Source organism: Nostoc spongiaeforme FACHB-130 (genome assembly GCF_014698475.1).
Taxonomy (GTDB): domain Bacteria; phylum Cyanobacteriota; class Cyanobacteriia; order Cyanobacteriales; family Nostocaceae; genus Nostoc_B; species Nostoc_B spongiaeforme.
In genome coordinates this window covers 78,681-95,529 of record NZ_JACJTB010000015.1, presented here as the reverse complement: position 1 = coordinate 95,529, position 16,849 = coordinate 78,681, and the positions used below count along the sequence as shown (strand labels likewise).

Annotated in this window: 18 protein-coding genes; 14 read left to right on the top strand and 4 right to left on the bottom strand. The window is 39.4% G+C overall.

The features are described 5' to 3' along the window. Window positions 1–275: 275 nt before the first annotated feature. Window positions 276–1,535 (top strand): glycoside hydrolase family 10 protein, encoded by a 1,260-nt coding sequence (locus H6G74_RS13775; protein ID WP_190968203.1) that lies wholly within the window; start codon window positions 276–278, stop codon window positions 1,533–1,535. On the opposite strand, the gene H6G74_RS30940 is transcribed toward H6G74_RS13775, so the two are convergent. Further along, window positions 1,492–1,629, bottom strand: a complete 138-nt coding sequence (locus H6G74_RS30940; RefSeq protein ID WP_206756987.1) for a hypothetical protein — start codon at window positions 1,627–1,629, stop codon at window positions 1,492–1,494. The genes H6G74_RS13775 and H6G74_RS30940 overlap by 44 nt on opposite strands. 308 nt (window positions 1,630–1,937) lie before the next feature. Here H6G74_RS30940 and H6G74_RS13770 point away from each other — a divergent pair, with 308 nt between their 5' ends. From H6G74_RS13770 to H6G74_RS13750, 5 genes are all read left to right on the top strand, one after another. Continuing rightward, entirely contained in the window at window positions 1,938–2,729 is a 792-nt protein-coding gene (locus tag H6G74_RS13770) for a hypothetical protein (RefSeq protein WP_190968202.1), read from the top strand. Next, window positions 2,730–4,433 (top strand): RluA family pseudouridine synthase, encoded by a 1,704-nt coding sequence (locus tag H6G74_RS13765; RefSeq protein WP_190968201.1) that lies wholly within the window; start codon window positions 2,730–2,732, stop codon window positions 4,431–4,433. A gap of 82 nt (window positions 4,434–4,515) precedes the next feature. Then, window positions 4,516–5,562, top strand: coding sequence for an aldo/keto reductase (locus tag H6G74_RS13760; RefSeq protein WP_190968200.1), 1,047 nt, complete (start codon window positions 4,516–4,518; stop codon window positions 5,560–5,562). Window positions 5,563–5,822: 260 nt separating this feature from the next. Then, window positions 5,823–6,383, top strand: coding sequence for a DNA starvation/stationary phase protection protein Dps (gene dps / locus H6G74_RS13755; protein ID WP_190968199.1), 561 nt, complete (start codon window positions 5,823–5,825; stop codon window positions 6,381–6,383). Window positions 6,384–6,652: 269 nt separating this feature from the next. Beyond that, window positions 6,653–7,369: a pirin family protein gene (locus H6G74_RS13750; RefSeq protein WP_190968198.1), complete on the top strand. Its 717-nt coding sequence runs from the start codon at window positions 6,653–6,655 to the stop codon at window positions 7,367–7,369. A gap of 212 nt (window positions 7,370–7,581) precedes the next feature. Here H6G74_RS13750 and H6G74_RS13745 read toward each other — a convergent pair whose 3' ends face one another. After that, window positions 7,582–8,466 (bottom strand): pirin family protein, encoded by an 885-nt coding sequence (locus H6G74_RS13745; protein ID WP_190968197.1) that lies wholly within the window; start codon window positions 8,464–8,466, stop codon window positions 7,582–7,584. Between the two features lie 119 nt (window positions 8,467–8,585). On the opposite strand from H6G74_RS13745, the gene H6G74_RS13740 reads away from it, so the two are divergent. The 4 genes from H6G74_RS13740 (at window position 8,586) to H6G74_RS13725 (ending at window position 10,732) form a co-directional block, all read left to right on the top strand. After that, a complete protein-coding gene (locus H6G74_RS13740) occupies window positions 8,586–8,729 on the top strand; it encodes a hypothetical protein (protein ID WP_190968196.1) in 144 nt (47 codons plus the stop codon). 212 nt (window positions 8,730–8,941) lie between these two features. Further along, on the top strand, window positions 8,942–9,229 hold the full coding sequence (locus H6G74_RS13735; protein WP_190968195.1) for a Mo-dependent nitrogenase C-terminal domain-containing protein: 288 nt from the start codon (window positions 8,942–8,944) through the stop codon (window positions 9,227–9,229). Window positions 9,230–9,343: 114 nt separating this feature from the next. Beyond that, on the top strand, window positions 9,344–9,934 hold the full coding sequence (locus H6G74_RS13730) for a 3'-5' exonuclease (protein ID WP_190968227.1): 591 nt from the start codon (window positions 9,344–9,346) through the stop codon (window positions 9,932–9,934). Between the two features lie 168 nt (window positions 9,935–10,102). Continuing rightward, the gene (locus tag H6G74_RS13725; RefSeq protein WP_190968194.1) at window positions 10,103–10,732 is read left to right on the top strand and encodes a ribonuclease H-like domain-containing protein; all 630 of its coding nucleotides are present in this window, start codon (window positions 10,103–10,105) and stop codon (window positions 10,730–10,732) included. 150 nt (window positions 10,733–10,882) lie between these two features. Here the strand turns inward: H6G74_RS13725 and H6G74_RS13720 are convergent, their stop codons facing one another. Together H6G74_RS13720 and H6G74_RS13715 are read right to left on the bottom strand one after the other, a co-directional pair. Further along, a complete protein-coding gene (locus H6G74_RS13720; protein WP_190968193.1) occupies window positions 10,883–11,335 on the bottom strand; it encodes a rhodanese-like domain-containing protein in 453 nt (150 codons plus the stop codon). 137 nt (window positions 11,336–11,472) lie between these two features. Next, window positions 11,473–13,830 (bottom strand): NACHT domain-containing protein, encoded by a 2,358-nt coding sequence (locus H6G74_RS13715; RefSeq protein ID WP_190968192.1) that lies wholly within the window; start codon window positions 13,828–13,830, stop codon window positions 11,473–11,475. Window positions 13,831–14,354: 524 nt separating this feature from the next. Here H6G74_RS13715 and H6G74_RS13710 point away from each other — a divergent pair. From H6G74_RS13710 to H6G74_RS13695, 4 genes are all read left to right on the top strand, one after another. Beyond that, window positions 14,355–15,071, top strand: coding sequence for a response regulator transcription factor (locus H6G74_RS13710; RefSeq protein ID WP_062290264.1), 717 nt, complete (start codon window positions 14,355–14,357; stop codon window positions 15,069–15,071). A 580-nt stretch (window positions 15,072–15,651) separates the two neighbouring features. Further along, the gene (locus H6G74_RS13705) at window positions 15,652–16,062 is read left to right on the top strand and encodes a hypothetical protein (protein WP_190968191.1); all 411 of its coding nucleotides are present in this window, start codon (window positions 15,652–15,654) and stop codon (window positions 16,060–16,062) included. A gap of 76 nt (window positions 16,063–16,138) precedes the next feature. Further along, a complete protein-coding gene (locus H6G74_RS13700; protein WP_190968190.1) occupies window positions 16,139–16,423 on the top strand; it encodes a hypothetical protein in 285 nt (94 codons plus the stop codon). Between the two features lie 91 nt (window positions 16,424–16,514). Then, window positions 16,515–16,799, top strand: a complete 285-nt coding sequence (locus tag H6G74_RS13695) for a hypothetical protein (protein ID WP_190968190.1) — start codon at window positions 16,515–16,517, stop codon at window positions 16,797–16,799. The last annotated feature ends 50 nt before the right edge of the window (window positions 16,800–16,849 follow it).

Sequence of the window (16,849 nt, the reverse complement as noted above, 5' to 3'; positions counted from 1 at the left end):
GCTGCCTATTTTTATTATTTTAAGTTATTAATAATACATTATAGTATCAGTAAATTTTGGTAAGGATTCCAGCAATGCCATGTAAAATAAAGACTTGGTAAACTACCTGTTAGACGCAATGTATATTGGACACTAATGGATACTGGTTACGTCATCTTGAATTGACGGTATGAATTCTATTTGAGTTTCTCCGGTGCAGAAGTTCGATGTGCAGCATTGAATGAACAACTACCAATTAACCATTCCTCTAGTAAACATCAATACTTCAAGGCTATATGGCTAATAAATTCCATCACAAAAATAGGCGATGGCATGAGTGGGTAGGTGACAAATCATTCAACCCGATGAAACTCTTGACTTTCCCAGGTTTGGGGCGCAAGCTAAAACGGCTAGTGCCTGTGCTGATGTTAGTTTCTTTCGTGGCAGTATTGGTAGTAGATGGGCTAAAACCTGCGATCGCTCAACTACCACGCCAAGAAATTCGCGGTGTATGGATGACCAACAATGATTTTAATGTTCTACGCGATCGCGCCAAGGTGCAGAAAGCTGTAAAACACCTACAACGCCTCAATTTCAATACTATCTATCCTGTGGTGTGGAACTCTGGCTATGCGATGTATCCCAGCGCAACCGCCCAAAGTGCAGGTATTCAGCCTTTTATTACCCGTGGTTTAGAGGGGCAAGATATCCTCGCAGACTTAATTAATCACGCCCATCGTCAAGGTTTGTTAGTTATACCCTGGTTCGAGTTTGGGTTCATGGCTCCGCCAACATCGGAGTTAGCATTAAATCATCCAGAGTGGTTAACGCAAAAGCGCAATGGTAGTGAAACTTCTATCAGCGCGGCGGGTGAAGTTGTCTGGTTGAACCCTTTCCATCCCCAAGTGCAACAGTTCATCACCAACTTGGTGTTAGAAGTCGTCACCCAATATGATGCCGATGGTATTCAGTTTGACGACCACATGAGTTTGCCCCATGAATTTGGTTATGACAAATATACAGTAGCTTTATATACCCAAGAAACCAAAAACAATCCCCCTGCAAACCCTAATGACCCAGCTTGGGTAAAATGGCGGGCAGATAAAATTACAGCTTTCATGGTGAGACTGAACCAAGCAGTGAAAGCCAGAAAACCCAATAGCATTTTTTCTGTATCACCAAATTATTATGATTTTGCTTATAAGTTCCACCTGCAAGATTGGCTGGCTTGGATTAGGCAAAATATTGTAGATGAGCTAATTGTGCAAGTTTATCGTCCTGATTTCCAGAGTTTTGTTGCCAATATCGGACGTGGCGAAATCCAAGAAGCACAACAAAAAATTCCCACCGGCATCGGAATTATGGCCGGGTTACGCAATAACCCAGTCCCAATGCAACAAATTAAGTCCCAAGTACGTGCTGCTCAAGAACGGGGTTTAGGTGTAGCCTTTTTCTATTACGAAAGTCTGTGGGATGTTGCCCCGGAAACAGTAGCTGAACGTCAGGAAGGATTTAAGCGACTGTTCCCTTATCCGGTAGTTCGCGCCAAACTCTGACAATTAGGTTGAAAGTTAGAAATAAAACAAATGCGATCGCTTGATGTGACGAACCACAATCGGGCGATCGCATTTTACTACGCTTCGATTTCAATATTCCTCACAAGTTCCTCAAATTTTAGCTGTATAAAAAATTGCACAGGTAAGATAACTAACCCAGCTATCTCAACTACTCCTAATCTTTTAAGTACCTATGGAGGCTTGCCAACAAACTAATGCACAATTGTCATTTAATAGTCCTCATACCTTGGAAATGAAGGCAGTTGAAACTCAATCTGATGTTGATGTTAGACATTACTAATAGTGGTATAGTTTGTCTCTAATCTTTCACAATAGACTTTTAAAAATTAACTTTGTGCATAATAGATGAAAATTTTAGATTATTTTTAATAATTTTTTTGATTGCAAGAGGGAAATATGATGAACGACACCACGGGTAAAGATAAATGGGATAAAATTCAAGTAATTTTTACTATAATTACAGCATTGACAACTGGTATTTGGGGTGCTTTTATTCACTTTAGCCAGCAACAAAGTAATAAAATTCAGTCTCAGATTAACCAAACACAGCAAGATATTTCTAATCGATTAGCAGTCCTTGATAGAACTATCAAGTCTGTCGATTCTATGTCTCCTTATATTGATAGAATATCTGAGAACGGTAACAAAGCAAAATCAAAACTTGCAGCTTATGCGATATATCTGCTCAATAAAGACGATCCTCAAATGGCTGTTAGTTTAATCTTGGCTGCGGATAAAGTAGAGCTTTACGATGTGCTGAAAGATTTAGGCAAACGAGACCCTAAAATTTTGATTTATATATCAGAAGCATTACCAAAACCGGAGAAAGACAGTCAAGCTCAGGAGAAAACATCGGCAATAAAATCGACAGAAAATGTAGTGAAAGCGATTCAAACTGCTACATCAGGATGGTGCTATGTAGGAAACTTTCATAACAATCGTTGGTCAAGAAAAACTATTCAAGTTCCAGAGAACGCAATGCCACAAGAAGGTAATACATACACCATAATTGATGATGTGTACCTGAGAGAGAAGCAACCTGAGCCACCAAACTATACTTTGGGTAATGTTACGCGAGTCAACAAAGTTGGTGAAAAAGTGAAAATTGAGCAAGTAGCTAAAATACCTGGTAAAGATTGGGTTTGGGCAAGAGTGACAATTATGCCTAAATAAATGCTTGACTATTCTTTGCTTTCGCCAATTTCAGATTTTATTGATTGTAATTTTGCAGTCAATAATCTCTCTCCTAACTATTACTATGAAGGGCATTGTCCCCAAACAGGTGAACTGCTGAGATTACCCCGCACTGCTTTGATAGAAGCAATTGCCCGTGGCTTAATGAACTATCTCGCTAGGGATGAGCGTTATGCCAATGAAGGTAAAATGTATGGTGTTTTATTAGTAGAATTGCCTAGTGGCGAACAACGAGTTATTAAAGCTTTCTCAGGATTATTAAATAGTCAAAGTGTTGTTGAAGGCTGGGTTTTGCCAATTCCAGGACGAGAAGCAGTTGCTTTCTCAGAAGCCGAGACTTTAACTAAATTAGACGCAATTAAACAAGAAATTATTGCTTTACAACAATTACCAGCACGACAGCAGTATGAAATATTATCTGCTGAATTTGAACAGCAATTGCAAGTAATGAGCGATCGCCATCGTGAATGCAGATATCAACGCCAAGTCCAACGCGAAATACTGGGTGAAACACTCACAGGTGAAGTTCTCGCTTTAGCACTTGCGGAACTTGACGAAGCCAGTCGCCAAGATGGAATTGAACGACGACAACTCAAACGTCAGCGAGATACAGTTTTACAGCCGCTTCAACAATCCATTACCGCCGCAGAGACTAGAATCAGAGAATTAAAACAACAGCGTAAAACATTATCTCGTCAACTCCAAGCCGAAATGCACGCTGCTTACTCGCTGATGAATTTTTTTGGTCAATCCCTAACCTTACAACAATTAATGCCGGATGGTTTACCTACAGGTACAGGCGACTGTTGCGCCCCAAAGTTATTGCATTACGCCGCTACCAATCACCTTAAACCTTTAGCAATGGCGGAATTTTGGTGGGGGAAATCTTCTGGCGACAAAGTTCAGGGGGAATTTTATGAAGCTTGTGCAGAACGTTGTCAGCCGTTGATGGGGTTTTTGCTGTCGGGTATGAAACCTAACCCCCCACTGACGAATGTAGGTTTTTTACAATCTTGTGGGAAATGGGATGAGGGAGATAGGGGAGACAAGAGAGACAGGGGAGAAAAAATTATTTATCAAGATGAATGGCTAATTGCTGTGAATAAACCTGCGGGACTGTTATCTGTTCCGGGGCGTTATCGTGATACCCAAGATAGTGTGCTGAGTCGTTTGCGGAATTTGTTAGCTGATGGGATGAATCTTATACCTGTGCATCGCTTGGATCAAGAGACTTCTGGTATTTTGTTGATAGCACGCGATCGCCATACTCACTCTCACCTCAGTCAACAATTCCAACAGCGACAGGTGCATAAAGTTTATGAAGCAATTCTGGCAGGTGCAGTGACTCAAAACCACGGCGCGATTGAATTACCACTTTGGGGAAATCCGCAAAATCGTCCTTATCAACAAGTTGATTGGCAATATGGTAAACCCAGCGTCACTCAGTTTCAAGTAATTGCCAAACAAGGTGAATACACCCGCGTAGAATTTATCCCCCTCACAGGACGCACCCATCAGTTACGGGTTCATGCGGCAGTAGGACTAGGCGTGGTAATTTTAGGCGATCGCCTTTATGGATGTAATGCTGGTGCAAATCGTTTACATCTCCACGCCAGGGAAATCAGTTTTTACCATCCCCAATTAGCCAAAACTCTTCATTTACAAGCCACAACACCTTTTTAAATCAGCGTCATCTACCATTGGTCATTTGTTACTGCTAATTTTTCACTGCTAAGGTAATTACAAACTACCAATTGCGAGTTATATGAGATACAAACTCTTAGGCAAAAGTGGGTTGAGAGTTTCGGAACTCTGCTTGGGAACGATGACTTTTGGTGAGGACTGGGGTTGGGGTGCTTCTGTTGATGAAAGTCGTAAAATTTTTGAGACTTTTACAGAAGCAGGCGGGAATTTTATTGACACCGCCAATGGTTACACTGATGGTAGTAGTGAAAAAATTGTTGGTGAATTAATTGCCAAAGACCGGGAACGTTTTGTAGTTGCTACTAAATATTCTTTTCCCTTGCGGATGGGAGAAAATACAGGTAATCCCAATGGTAGTGGCAACCATCGCAAGAATTTGGTGCAATCTTTAGAAGGTAGTCTCAAACGACTGAATACAGACTATATTGATTTATTTTGGTTACATGCTTGGGATTTTACCACTCCGGTTGAGGAGGTAATGCGATCGCTTGATGATATGGTACGCCAAGGTAAAGTTCTTTACATTGGTATTTCCGATGCACCAGCTTGGATTGTCGCTCAAGCCAATACCATCGCTCAATATCAAGGCTGGACACAGTTTGTCGCTTTACAAATAGAGTATAATTTAATTCAGCGTACACCAGAACGAGATTTGCTACCAATGGCTAAGGCCTTTGATTTAGCAGTCACACCTTGGTCTCCCTTAGCTGGTGGTGTACTGACAGGTAAGTATAATAAACCTCTGCAACCAGGAGAAGAACAAGGTAGATTGTCAAACCCAGCAATGGGTAATGTATCAGAACGCAGTATAGCGATCGCCGAAGTAGTCAGTCAAGTTGCGGCGGAAATCGGTTGTTCACCTTCGCAAGTTGCATTAGCTTGGTTACGCGCTCAAAGTGGTGTAATGATTCCCATTGTTGGCGCACGCAAACTCAGCCAATTTCAAGATAACTTGGCTTGTTTAGATATCACCTTATCGCCGGAACATCTACAACGCCTCAACAAAGTTAGTCAAATAGAACTTGGTTTTCCCCATGACTTCTTGCAGCTCATCCGCGATCGCCTCTTTGGTGGTACATTCAATGCGATCGATAACCATCGCCTATAAAACAGTGCTGAGTTGAAAGTGCTGAGTGCTGAGTTACATTATGTTCGATTAAACACTTGTTATTTTATGTTAGTCCGCGTAGGCGGACTTTGTTTTTCTAGCCGCGAATTCCATTCGTCGGGGCTAAGTGCAAGATAAGCATTCCCAAGAATAATCAAGATAATAAATCATTCCTGCGGAAAAACCATCTGTCTTTCGGAAGTTCCCCAAACTCCATCACTATTTGTAGACTCAATGTGTCGATCAAAAAACGTGGAACCATGAGCGACAATAAGCAGACATCCCGACTTTATCCCTCTCGTATTGATATTCCTGCCGAAGCACGTTCTCAAATCGTAGCCATTCTCAATCAAACATTGGCAGCTACCTTAGATTTGAAAACCCAGACAAAGCAAGCACACTGGAACGTTAAAGGTACAGACTTTTATCAGTTGCATGAATTGTTTGATGAGATTGCTGGCGAATTAGAAGAATACGTTGATATGGTGGCTGAACGTGTCACCGCTTTAGGTGGCTACGCTTTCGGAACAGCGAGACTAGCGGCTAGTAACTCCATCCTGCCAGAATATCCCCTAGATATTTTGGATGGCAAAGACCATGTAACAGCATTAGCCGACCGTTTTGCATCTTACGCTAAACATATCCGAGAAGCGATCGCTAAAACCGACGACTTAGGTGATGCAGACACCGCAGACCTTTACACCGAAATTTCTCGCACCATTGACAAACGACTGTGGTTCTTAGAAGCTCATCTACAAGTAGCAGAAATCAAAGCAGAAAATGGTTCTGCTGCTGCTAAAACACCAGCGACAGTCAGATAAGTCCTGCCAAACAAACTTCATAGTATCCTTTTGGTAAGTACGCCACTTTTTAGTGCGTACTTTTCATTTTATAGGTAGATATTCTAATATTTAAATAAGTCGAAAGGCAGCTAGATAAATCAAAATTCTCTCTGAGATTCATGATTAATTAGCAGTTAAAATCTAGCGCATCAATTTTGTAATTGCTTAACTGCATTAATTTGCATACTTCTGCACACAAGAATATTAATTATTTAGATTACCCAAACTAAATCAACTGAGGTGGATTTATGTCTCAAAATACAATTAACTATCTAATTCATGATAGAAACAATCGTGGTCGTAGCCAAACTGGCTGGCTAGATAGCTTCCATACATTTTCCTTCAGCCATTTTTACGATCCCAATCGGATGGGATTCCGCTCTCTGCGAGTGATTAACGACGATCGCATTGCGCCTGGTGCGGGTTTTCCTACCCACGGACATCGAGATATGGAAATTCTTACTTATGTGCTGTCTGGCGCTGTTGAGCATAAAGATAGTTTAGGTACAGGCTCAGTCATTCGTCCTGGTGATGCTCAAATTATGAGTGCGGGTACAGGAATTATGCACAGCGAGTTTAATCCCTCACCCACCGAACCACTCCACCTACTGCAAATCTGGATTTTACCAGATGAGCAAGGCTTGGCTCCCAGATATGAACAAAAAGCATTTCCTGTAGAAGAAAAACGCGGTCAATTACGCCTAATCGCTGCTAAAGATGGACGCGACGGTGCGGTGACAATTCATCAAGATGTAGATTTATACACCTCTGTTTTAGAAAGTGGTGATGTGGTGAATTATCACCTGAAACGCGATCGCTATGCTTGGTTGCAAATAGCTCAAGGTATAGCCACACTGAACGGTGAAGAACTCAGAGCCGGCGATGGTGTACAAATCAGTGGCGAAGAAAAGCTCGAAATTAGCACCAACCTGAGTGCAGAAATTCTCCTATTCGATTTGGGTTGAGATTACGCACCAAGGTTAAGAATGGGTGTCAGGGTGAAATCAAGTCAAAAGTTAAAAGTTAAAAGTCAAAATTAACATCCCCTTACTTTTGAATTTTGAATTCACCGTAGAGGTATGGAGTGTAAGGGTTTTGAACACCTACGCCCTGGTTACTGAGGGTAGCCGAAGTACACACCCATACCCCTTATTACACCCCTATCTTTCTTGAAAAACTACAAAGGATTAGCCTCTGTCACTACTTCTGGTAGGGGAATAAACTCTGTTTCATTCGGCACATTGGCAAAACGTTTGTCGCGCCAATCTGCTTTTGCTTGTTCTATTCTTTCTGGTCGGCTAGAGACAAAATTCCACCATTTGTAACGTTTACCCAACGGCTCACCACCAATCACAATACATCGAGCCGCAGCATTAGCAGAAACTTTAATTTCACTATCTGGCTCTAGAATAGCGAGGCGATATGGTTCTAGTGGTTCATTATTAATACTCAGTCCTTCAGTGACGCTGTATACTGCTCTTTCAGAATAACCAGCCGGGACAGTAAAATTAGTATTGGCAGAAAGTACCACATCTAAATAAAGGATAGGAGAAAACACCTTTACAGGTGAAGTATAACCAGAGGCTTCCCCAGCAATTAATTTAATGACAGCGCCATTTTCTGACCAACTAGGGAGAGTTTTAGCAGTGTAGTGAACAAACCAAGGGTCAATTTCTTCGTACTCAACAGGTAAAGCAATCCAAGTTTGAATACCATGAATTGTAACTTCATTGAAGCGGTCAAAGTCAGGCGATCGCTCTGAATGCACAATTCCCTTTCCCGCCGTCATCCAGTTAACTGCACCTGGTTGAATTTCTTGTACCACACCTAAACTATCACGGTGCATAATTGCACCATCAAATAAATAAGTCAGCGTTGCCAAATTAATATGAGGATGTGGACGGACATCAATACCTTTGTTAGCAGTCAAAATAGAGGGGCCAAGATGATCAAAAAAAATAAACGGCCCGACCATTTGGCGCTGAGGATATGGCAAACTACGGCGGGCAATAAACCCACCCAAATCTTTCACTTCTGGCTCAATTATTTGAAGTATTGCCATTTTTAATGGGGGGTAATTGGTAAATGCTGGAATTATTATATTTGATATTTGAGCATCAGAGACAAGGAAGAGATATTGCTAAATAATTTTGCATTGCTATATATGGAGCATTTCAAAGTTTGCTGAAGGAATGTAAAAAAGGCAAATCAAATCAGTCTAATTGGCAGCAAATTCGGTGTGTGAGTTATGAGCAATTATCTGCGATCGCTCAACAAATTCACAATATGACAAAAATTCCAGTACGTTGTCCTGCTAGAACCTGATCGCAGCCACTCAATTACAGTATATATACTGACTGCTATTTCCCACAGTTTTGCGCTTTAACTTACTTCCTTGATTACTTCCTCGGCAATTTTACGAGATTAATACTCAAATTTTATAAATCCACAAAATAATCTAGTAGTTATACTATGTTTTTCTCAAAATATCGTTGTAACTTTAGAGGGGTGACAATGGACTAAAGGAAATTTCAGCTATGGGTTTATCCAATCAATTTCAAAAGAAGAGCGGCTTCTTAACCCAGCTACGTCATCAGCTTGATGTTGTGGAAATACGTAATGATCAGCTTGCTAGACTGTTTTGTAAAGTTATTCCTGCTCATTGTCCCTTTGAGAGAACTGTATCAATTTTAGGGCGGACGCTGTTTCACATTCCACCTTTGTGCAAGTTAAATCCTTTTTATGAACAAGTAATTAGTCTGCGTTTTAAGTGTTTGATGTATTTGGCAGATGAATGCGGTGAGGATGTGACCAAATACTGTTAGATATGTAGTAATCCGGTTTGATAGTGGCGAAAAATACTCTTTTCTATTTCTCACTTCTAAAAGTAGTTGAGAAATCAAATAGGATTACTATATTCTCTCAAAGTTTGCGGTGCGATGATGAACTTGAATCAGTATGATTACTTATTAGTACTTGATTTAGAAGCAACTTGTTGTGATCAAGGAACTATTAAACGGTATGAGATGGAAATCATCGAAATTGGAGCCGTGATGGTTGAGGCGCAAACTTTAAAAATTATCGATGAGTTTCAAACTTTTATCAAGCCAGTTCGCTATCCTACACTGACTGAATTCTGTAAATCATTGACATCGATTACTCAGACACAGGTTGAACAAGCGCCAGAATATCCCGAAGCGATCGCTATGCTGCAAAAATGGTTATCTAATTACCCCAATGCTGTATTCGGTTCCTGGGGAGATTATGATCGCAACCAGTTTAAACAAGATAGCAAGTTTCACAATCTTCCTTTTCCGATTGCTTATCCTCACGTCAATCTCAAACAACAGTTTAGTGATAGCCAAGGCTTATCTAAGCGATACGGTATGGTAGAAGCATTGCAGCTCGTCAATATAGAATTAAACGGAACTCATCATCGTGGTATTGATGATGCGAGAAATATTGCTAAACTTCTGCCTTGGATTTTGAATCGACAAAAGAATTCCCCCATACACCCATCTTGCACCTAGCCCCGACGAATGGAATTCGTCATATACTTCTTCATCTCAATTTGGGATAAGCAATTCAAGCCTAAATATTATGTCATTCCAAAGAAATTATCATTTGACTTGCTGAAATTATGTAGTGTCTAAGGGTATTCTTTTGTGGAAGACACTGCATTTATGGTTGAGTAATTCATGACATTACCAGATTTTCAGGTTTGCGATCGCGACATTAATGACTCTACCCTTAGTGAGTACTTAAAAGCCGAGGCGATCGCTGTTGATACGGAAACTATGGGATTATTACCACAGCGCGATCGCTTGTGTCTTGTGCAACTGTGCAACTCGGAAGGTAAAGTCACAGCCATCCGCATCGCTAGAGGACAAACAGAATCTCCCAATTTAAAACAGCTTCTCGAAGCCAAGAATGTACTGAAGATATTTCACTTTGCGCGGTTTGATGTTGCTACTTTACGTCACAACCTAGGAATTTACGTCCAGCCTGTTTTTTGTACCAAAATTGCCAGTAAATTAGCCCGCACTTATACCAACCGTCACGGACTCAAAGATGTAGTACAAGAGTTAGAACAAGTAGAACTCGATAAAAGCGCCCAAAGTTCTGATTGGGGTAATGCGGCTAATTTAACTGAAGCGCAATTAAGTTATGCTGCTAATGATGTGCGCTATTTAATTAATATCCAACATAAACTCAGTGAAATGCTCAAACGAGAAGAACGTTGGCAACTCGCACAAGAATGCTTTCAAGTATTACCAACAATCGTCGCATTAGATTTGTTACAGTTCAAGGATTTATTTGAACATTGATTGATATTAAGGAGGCAGGAGGACGGAGGTAGGAGGCAGGAAGGAAATTCATTACTCCGGCTTCTTTCCTACTCCCTACTCCCCATTCCCTACTCCCTACGTAAACAACTAGATTTAGGAATCAAACCCATTCCTATATTTGGCCAAAATCTAGACTTCTTTTTGCTGATTTTCGGCGTGGTTTTTCAGACGAGAGACAACATTGTAGTCATCTGCACCTGCGGGAGTTCTAGATTCAACAATACCTTCTGTTGGGCCGCCGATCGCCTTCCATGCACCTAAACCACCCTTGAGTTGAGAAACATGATCAAAACCAGCCGAACGTAGAACTTGTGCAGCTTGAGCAGATTCTTCATCATTACCACCGTAAACATAGATATCACGGCTTTTATCTAAAGATGGTACAGCCCTCTGTGCTAATTCATCAATGGGCATAGGCATTGCTCCTAGGATATGACCATCGTTATATGTCTGGCGATCGCGCACATCTAAAATTGTAAAAGCTGGTTCGCCCCATTCCAAACGAGACTTGAGAACATGAGCATCAGATACAGGCTCAATTGGTGGCTGTTGGGGAATAATACCGCCTACTAAATTATTCATAAAATATCCTTAACTGACTTTGCTAACAGCAATTTAACGAGATTCAGCTATGTGATTGCTCTTTCTCTGGTATGAATGTTATGAAAGTCTTTCTTACGGTATATTTGATAGTTTTTGACTATTAATATTTCTATAATTCAGTTTTTTATTTCGGCGATTCCTAACAACAAAGTCTCTTCAATTTCTTCTCTAATTGCTGGCGCAATCTTCTGGGAAGCATTCAGGCAATTTATCAGTAATTTATTAGCACTATAATATTGCTGCATTAATTCAATTTGCTGTTTACTAAACTGCCAGTCATGACAAATATTACGATATTGAACTAGGAGTTCTCTAAATTTTCTACTCCAGAATTTACCATGTTCTATCCACCATTTACGAAATTTATGAGGATGGTTTTGAGTATGTGGTAATTGTTTTTTAAGGTTGTAGAGAAATTGCCTAAATTTAGATTCAACAACCAAATTCAGAGCTTTATCAAAGGCAATATTGAGCGCATGAGCATAGTCAAAAACAATAGCATCATTCAATATATAATGACAGGCAAATTCTAGTTCACCAGCACAAGCAAAAGTACTAGTTAGAAACTCATCAATCGCAAGTTCTGGGTTAAATGCTAAGTTACCAAGCATAGCACGCTCCAGACCATAACTAGATGAATTACCAAACACTTGATTACTTGTTTGCAAACACACTTCTAACGCCCGACCAACACAAACTAAATAAAAAGCCCGAATTGCACCTGCTTTATATTGAGTAGTTACTGAATTTGACTTTTGATTGAGCCACAAGAGAAAATCTTGAATTTTCTGGTCATTAGCAACTAAAGCATCTATTTTTTGTTTCATTAAGCGCAGCATTGATTCCGCATTTGGCAACATACACACAGTCAGCAATAAAACATTTTGCCAGCGTTTTTCGGTGATATGAGTAATTAGCTGATTTACAGACTGTTCTTGGTAATTTATCACAAAATTCTTTGCCGTTAAATACTCTTGTAAAGCCAGATGAGAAAAAGAGTAAATACCGCGCGATCGCTCCACTAATAAACCATACTCCACTTCAATTATTTTTAACCATTTTTCACTATCTTGCAACTGCTGATTTACTAATTCTAAGTTAGAAGTAACATAGGAATTACATTTACTTAAATATTGATATATTAACAACTGTATTTGTTCTTGTTCAAAAAAATAATCTTCTTGCTCAAAAGTAATAGCCGCTATTTGCGCCAGGAGCTTTTTAGGATTAAATAACTTGAAATTCTCTGTAATTGACTGCCTTTGAATACTTCTAACTTCATCCCATCTACCCAGCAAAATATTCAAAGCTTGCTCATATAACTTAGTTACTTTAAATGTAAATTCAGATTTTGTGTGAAAGCATAAACAAATTAGATGTAACAATATTGGCGCGATCGCTAATTCTTGTAATTGCTTATTTTCCGGCAAATGTAATTGATGAATAAATAAATTTCCTATAGATTCACCATCTTCCTTAGATTCATGAGCCACTGCTACAAACCATTGTTTTACAAAAGTTTCGGCTTGCTGTATATCAAAATCAGCAATTTCAACCTCAGTAAATCCTGGAAATTTATATTTTTGCGCCCCAATGCGACAGCTAATTACAAACCGATTTTTGTAATAAATCTGAGAAAATCGTCGAATTTCTTGATTAACTTGCTTGATATCCTCTGCGGGTACTTCATCTAATCCATCTAATAAAATTAATGCTCTGCCTTCAGTTAAGATATTTGGCGTTGATTCTGCTTCAATCCCACAACTGACAAATTCTTGGCTAATATACTTCAAAAAACTAAAATCACTATTATCTTTCAAGTCTTCAGCAAAGTCTTTCAGGCTAATAAAAATAGCTGCACAATTCGGTTGAAATTCACCTTGATTACACTCAAGCGCCAAATATTTTAATAATGTAGTTTTACCTATACCTGGTTTACCCAGTATCATCAACTTCGAGTAAAATGATACCGTTTCTAAAATTGGTAATTTTTTTTGGTTACAGCTTAATTCACCACCACATTCTTGTAGCAAATCATCAATTTCTAGCCATCTTTGACTTGTAATTTTTTCTAATACATATATAGGCGTATAGATATCAAGCAATGGAATTGTCTGAGCAATATCCATCATTTGTAAAGTACTGCACTGGTCTTGAATTTTGCCTTGGCGTTTTTGGCGTATTTCCTGCACCAATATATTTAAATCTCGCTTATTAGTCGGAAATTTAGCACTTGTATCTGAAATTATATCTTCTGGTAAGTCAGCAATTTTTTGCCAAGATAACCCTAGATGTTGACAAATTTGTACAAAGCAACTGCGAGAAACTGGTTCGCCTGCAAAAAACTTAGATACTGGTTGGCGTGTAATACCTAGAGCTATGGCTAATTTGTGTTGGCTTAAAGTTTTGTCAGTTAAAGCTGTTTTAGCAGCTCTAATACCTTCTGAGGAAGCTCTGAGTCCTTGGCTGGTCATACAATCAGCTTTTTAAGTGTTTTAGGTTACAAGTAGGAATGTAGCTGCACGTAGACACACCCTGGACAGATGGCTTGAGTTTTCCCAAACAGTTGACTTTGGCAAAATTAGAGTTAAATATCTTACCAAATTTCAGTTGATGCTGGCTGGATACGCCACTGATTTTCTGCCTGAAGGGTATTTGTTCTTTAAAAATCTTCAATAAATTGAATTTCTTTTAAAGATAAGAGTACTAAATTATACGGTTATGTTCAAAAACATACAAAAATCATACAAAACTTATACATTTGGTATGCAATATGATGGCTGAAGTTTTCCGAAATTTAATAGAAAATTAAGTGTATCTCAGTAGAATAGTGTCCATGTCTGGCAAAAACTTGTTGATGTCTAAGTACTGAACTTAGGTAAATGTCAAGAAAATCTAAAAAATCTTTGTAATTATAGGCTTTTCCACAGTGGCTTCTCGTATGCCAAAAAAGCTATTTCAACTACGAGTTGCTCAATGAATAATAGGCTAGAACTTTATGGTCATGCTTCCTGTTACAAATCCCAAAATTCTTGTTGTAGATGATGACTTTGGTGTCCGTAATCTTATCTATCGTTTTCTCGGTCGAAAATATCAAATAGAGTCTGCGGCAGATGGCAAAACGGCGTTATCTTTATTTGAGCAATTTGATCCAGCTTTAGTAATCTTAGATTGGAATTTACCAGATATCAGTGGCTACAATTTGTGCGAAGAAATGCAGAGTCGCACGAACGTACTAGTAATGATACTAACCAGTAGAAATGCGGAAGAAGATAAAATTAAGATTCTTTCGGCGGGTGCTGATGACTTTTTGACTAAACCATTTAGTCTGGCAGAAGTAGAAGTTAGAGTCCAAGCACTTTTAAGACGTGTACGTTCTATCAACCCATCTCCTGTACAACGCTTGGTATTTAAGCAATTAGCTATTAACCCAGAAGGAAGAGAAGTCACGCTAAATGATAGGCCGCTAAATTTAACAGCATTAGAGTTTAATATTTTACATTTTTTAGCAAGTCATCCTGGTCAAGCTTGGAGTCGTCCACAACTCATCCAAAAAATTTGGGGTTGCGACTATGTAGGTGATGGAAGAGTTGTTGACGTACACATAGGTCAATTACGCAAGAAACTAGAAGTTGATCAAAATGTACCTGAGTTTATTAAAACAGTCCGGGGCTACGGTTATAAATTTGAATTGCCGGAAGCAACCAGTGCTTAATAAGTGAATCATGCCACTACAATGACTATGCGCTCAATAAATTACGATAAGAAAGAGCTTATAACTTTAAATTTCCAAATCTAGTGATATTTCAGCTCAAATTTGATTAGGTGCTATAACTTGGTTGTAGCACCATTTTTTATATTTTTTTAAAGACAAAAACTGTCTAATTATGTCTCTACAATGCCTCTGCTATAGACACACTCTACTTCCCAAATACTAGAGGTAGATAGCCTAATCTAATTATTTTGTCTGCTCTGTTTTGTGGAGTCTACTTAACACATATATCAAGGCGATTGCATCTTAGTTACAACTAATATTGATAATCAAAATAGCAATTAAAATATTGAATTTATCTTGATTTTTTATTTTAAATAAATCAATAATCACTAATTTATTACATTTTAAGATAAATATTTATTCTTCAGACATAATTAGTCATTTTAGGACGTAATTATCTTTTTTACGCTATTGAACAACAGAGCTTTTTTCATAAAAATGTTCAGTATGAATTAAGCGATGCAAGCTTAATCCATAGACAAACAAATGTTTTCTGCCAATTTTGATTGGAGGAAAAAGAATGAAAAAAATGAATATGTCTGAACCAAATCCTGCGGGTTCTAAACTTTTCACAGATGCCGAAAGCTTTTTACAAGACTTAGGCGATACAGAAGCGATGGCTGTACAAGGAGGAGAAGGTGCCTTTTTCCTTCCATACATTGCCTATGGTCAGAAGTTTCTAGAGTACGGCGTGAACGGATTTGCAATCAATAATATTGCATCCATTGCCAAGTCATTTAGTGCTGCTGGTGTTGGTGGCGTTGGTGGTGCTGGTGGTGCTGGTGATGGTGGTGATGGTGGTGCTGGTGGTGTAGGCGGTGCTGGTGGTGTTGGTAATGGTGCCGGCGCTGGTGGTGTCGGTGCTGGTGGTGCGCCTGGTGGTGTTAGTTCTGCGCCTGGCCTAAGTGGCACCATAACCTATACGTTGTAGTTTTTTAACGACTAATAATCTCATAATCAACAACAAAACAACGAACAATTTGCGCTGTTAAATCGGAGAAAAAACAATGGTCAAGATGAATGTATCTGCAATTAATCCTGTTGGTTCTGAGCTGTTTACAGATTCAGAAAACTTTCTCGAAGACTTAACTGATACAGAAGCTATGGCTGTGCAGGGAGGAGAAGGCGCTTTATTCCTGCCATATATCGCCTATGGTCAGAAGTTTCTAGAGTATAGCGTGAATGGATTTGCGATCGCTAATATTGCATCCATCGCCAAGTCATTTAGTGCTGCTGCTGGTGGTGCTGGTGCTGGCGGTGCTGGTGGTGGTGCTGGTGGCGGTGCTTTCTAAATTGTCATTTGTTAGTCAAGTCAATAGGATTCAGCAATTAACAGTTGAATCCTCAGCAAGTTTAGCTATTGAGTAAATAGGAGAAAAAACAATGGTCAAGATGAATGTATCTGCAATCAATCCTGTTGGTTCCGAACTGTTTACAGATTCAGAAAACTTTCTCGAAGACTTAACTGATACAGAAGCTATGGCTGTGCAGGGAGGAGAAGGCGCTTTATTCCTGCCATATATCGCCTATGGTCAGAAGTTTCTAGAGTATAGCGTGAATGGATTTGCGATCGCTAATATTGCATCCATCGCCAAGTCATTTAGTGCTGCTGCTGGTGGTGCTGGTGCTGGCGGTGCTGGTGGTGGTGCTGGTGGCGGTGCTTTCTAAATTGTCATTTGTTAGTCAAGTCAATAGGATTCAGCAATTAACAGTTGAAT

Coding starts and splice junctions, on each gene's coding strand:
- H6G74_RS13695 (WP_190968190.1), top strand. CDS start 16,515: ATGGTCAAGATGAATGTATCTGCAATCAATCCTGTTGGTTCCGAACTG.
- H6G74_RS13720 (WP_190968193.1), bottom strand. CDS start 11,335: ATGAATAATTTAGTAGGCGGTATTATTCCCCAACAGCCACCAATTGAG.
- H6G74_RS13735 (WP_190968195.1), top strand. CDS start 8,942: ATGGGTTTATCCAATCAATTTCAAAAGAAGAGCGGCTTCTTAACCCAG.
- H6G74_RS13730 (WP_190968227.1), top strand. CDS start 9,344: ATGATGAACTTGAATCAGTATGATTACTTATTAGTACTTGATTTAGAA.
- H6G74_RS13700 (WP_190968190.1), top strand. CDS start 16,139: ATGGTCAAGATGAATGTATCTGCAATTAATCCTGTTGGTTCTGAGCTG.
- H6G74_RS13710 (WP_062290264.1), top strand. CDS start 14,355: ATGGTCATGCTTCCTGTTACAAATCCCAAAATTCTTGTTGTAGATGAT.
- H6G74_RS13725 (WP_190968194.1), top strand. CDS start 10,103: ATGACATTACCAGATTTTCAGGTTTGCGATCGCGACATTAATGACTCT.
- H6G74_RS13760 (WP_190968200.1), top strand. CDS start 4,516: ATGAGATACAAACTCTTAGGCAAAAGTGGGTTGAGAGTTTCGGAACTC.
- H6G74_RS13750 (WP_190968198.1), top strand. CDS start 6,653: ATGTCTCAAAATACAATTAACTATCTAATTCATGATAGAAACAATCGT.
- H6G74_RS13705 (WP_190968191.1), top strand. CDS start 15,652: ATGAAAAAAATGAATATGTCTGAACCAAATCCTGCGGGTTCTAAACTT.
- H6G74_RS13765 (WP_190968201.1), top strand. CDS start 2,730: ATGCTTGACTATTCTTTGCTTTCGCCAATTTCAGATTTTATTGATTGT.
- H6G74_RS13745 (WP_190968197.1), bottom strand. CDS start 8,466: ATGGCAATACTTCAAATAATTGAGCCAGAAGTGAAAGATTTGGGTGGG.
- H6G74_RS13775 (WP_190968203.1), top strand. CDS start 276: ATGGCTAATAAATTCCATCACAAAAATAGGCGATGGCATGAGTGGGTA.
- dps (WP_190968199.1), top strand. CDS start 5,823: ATGAGCGACAATAAGCAGACATCCCGACTTTATCCCTCTCGTATTGAT.
- H6G74_RS13715 (WP_190968192.1), bottom strand. CDS start 13,830: ATGACCAGCCAAGGACTCAGAGCTTCCTCAGAAGGTATTAGAGCTGCT.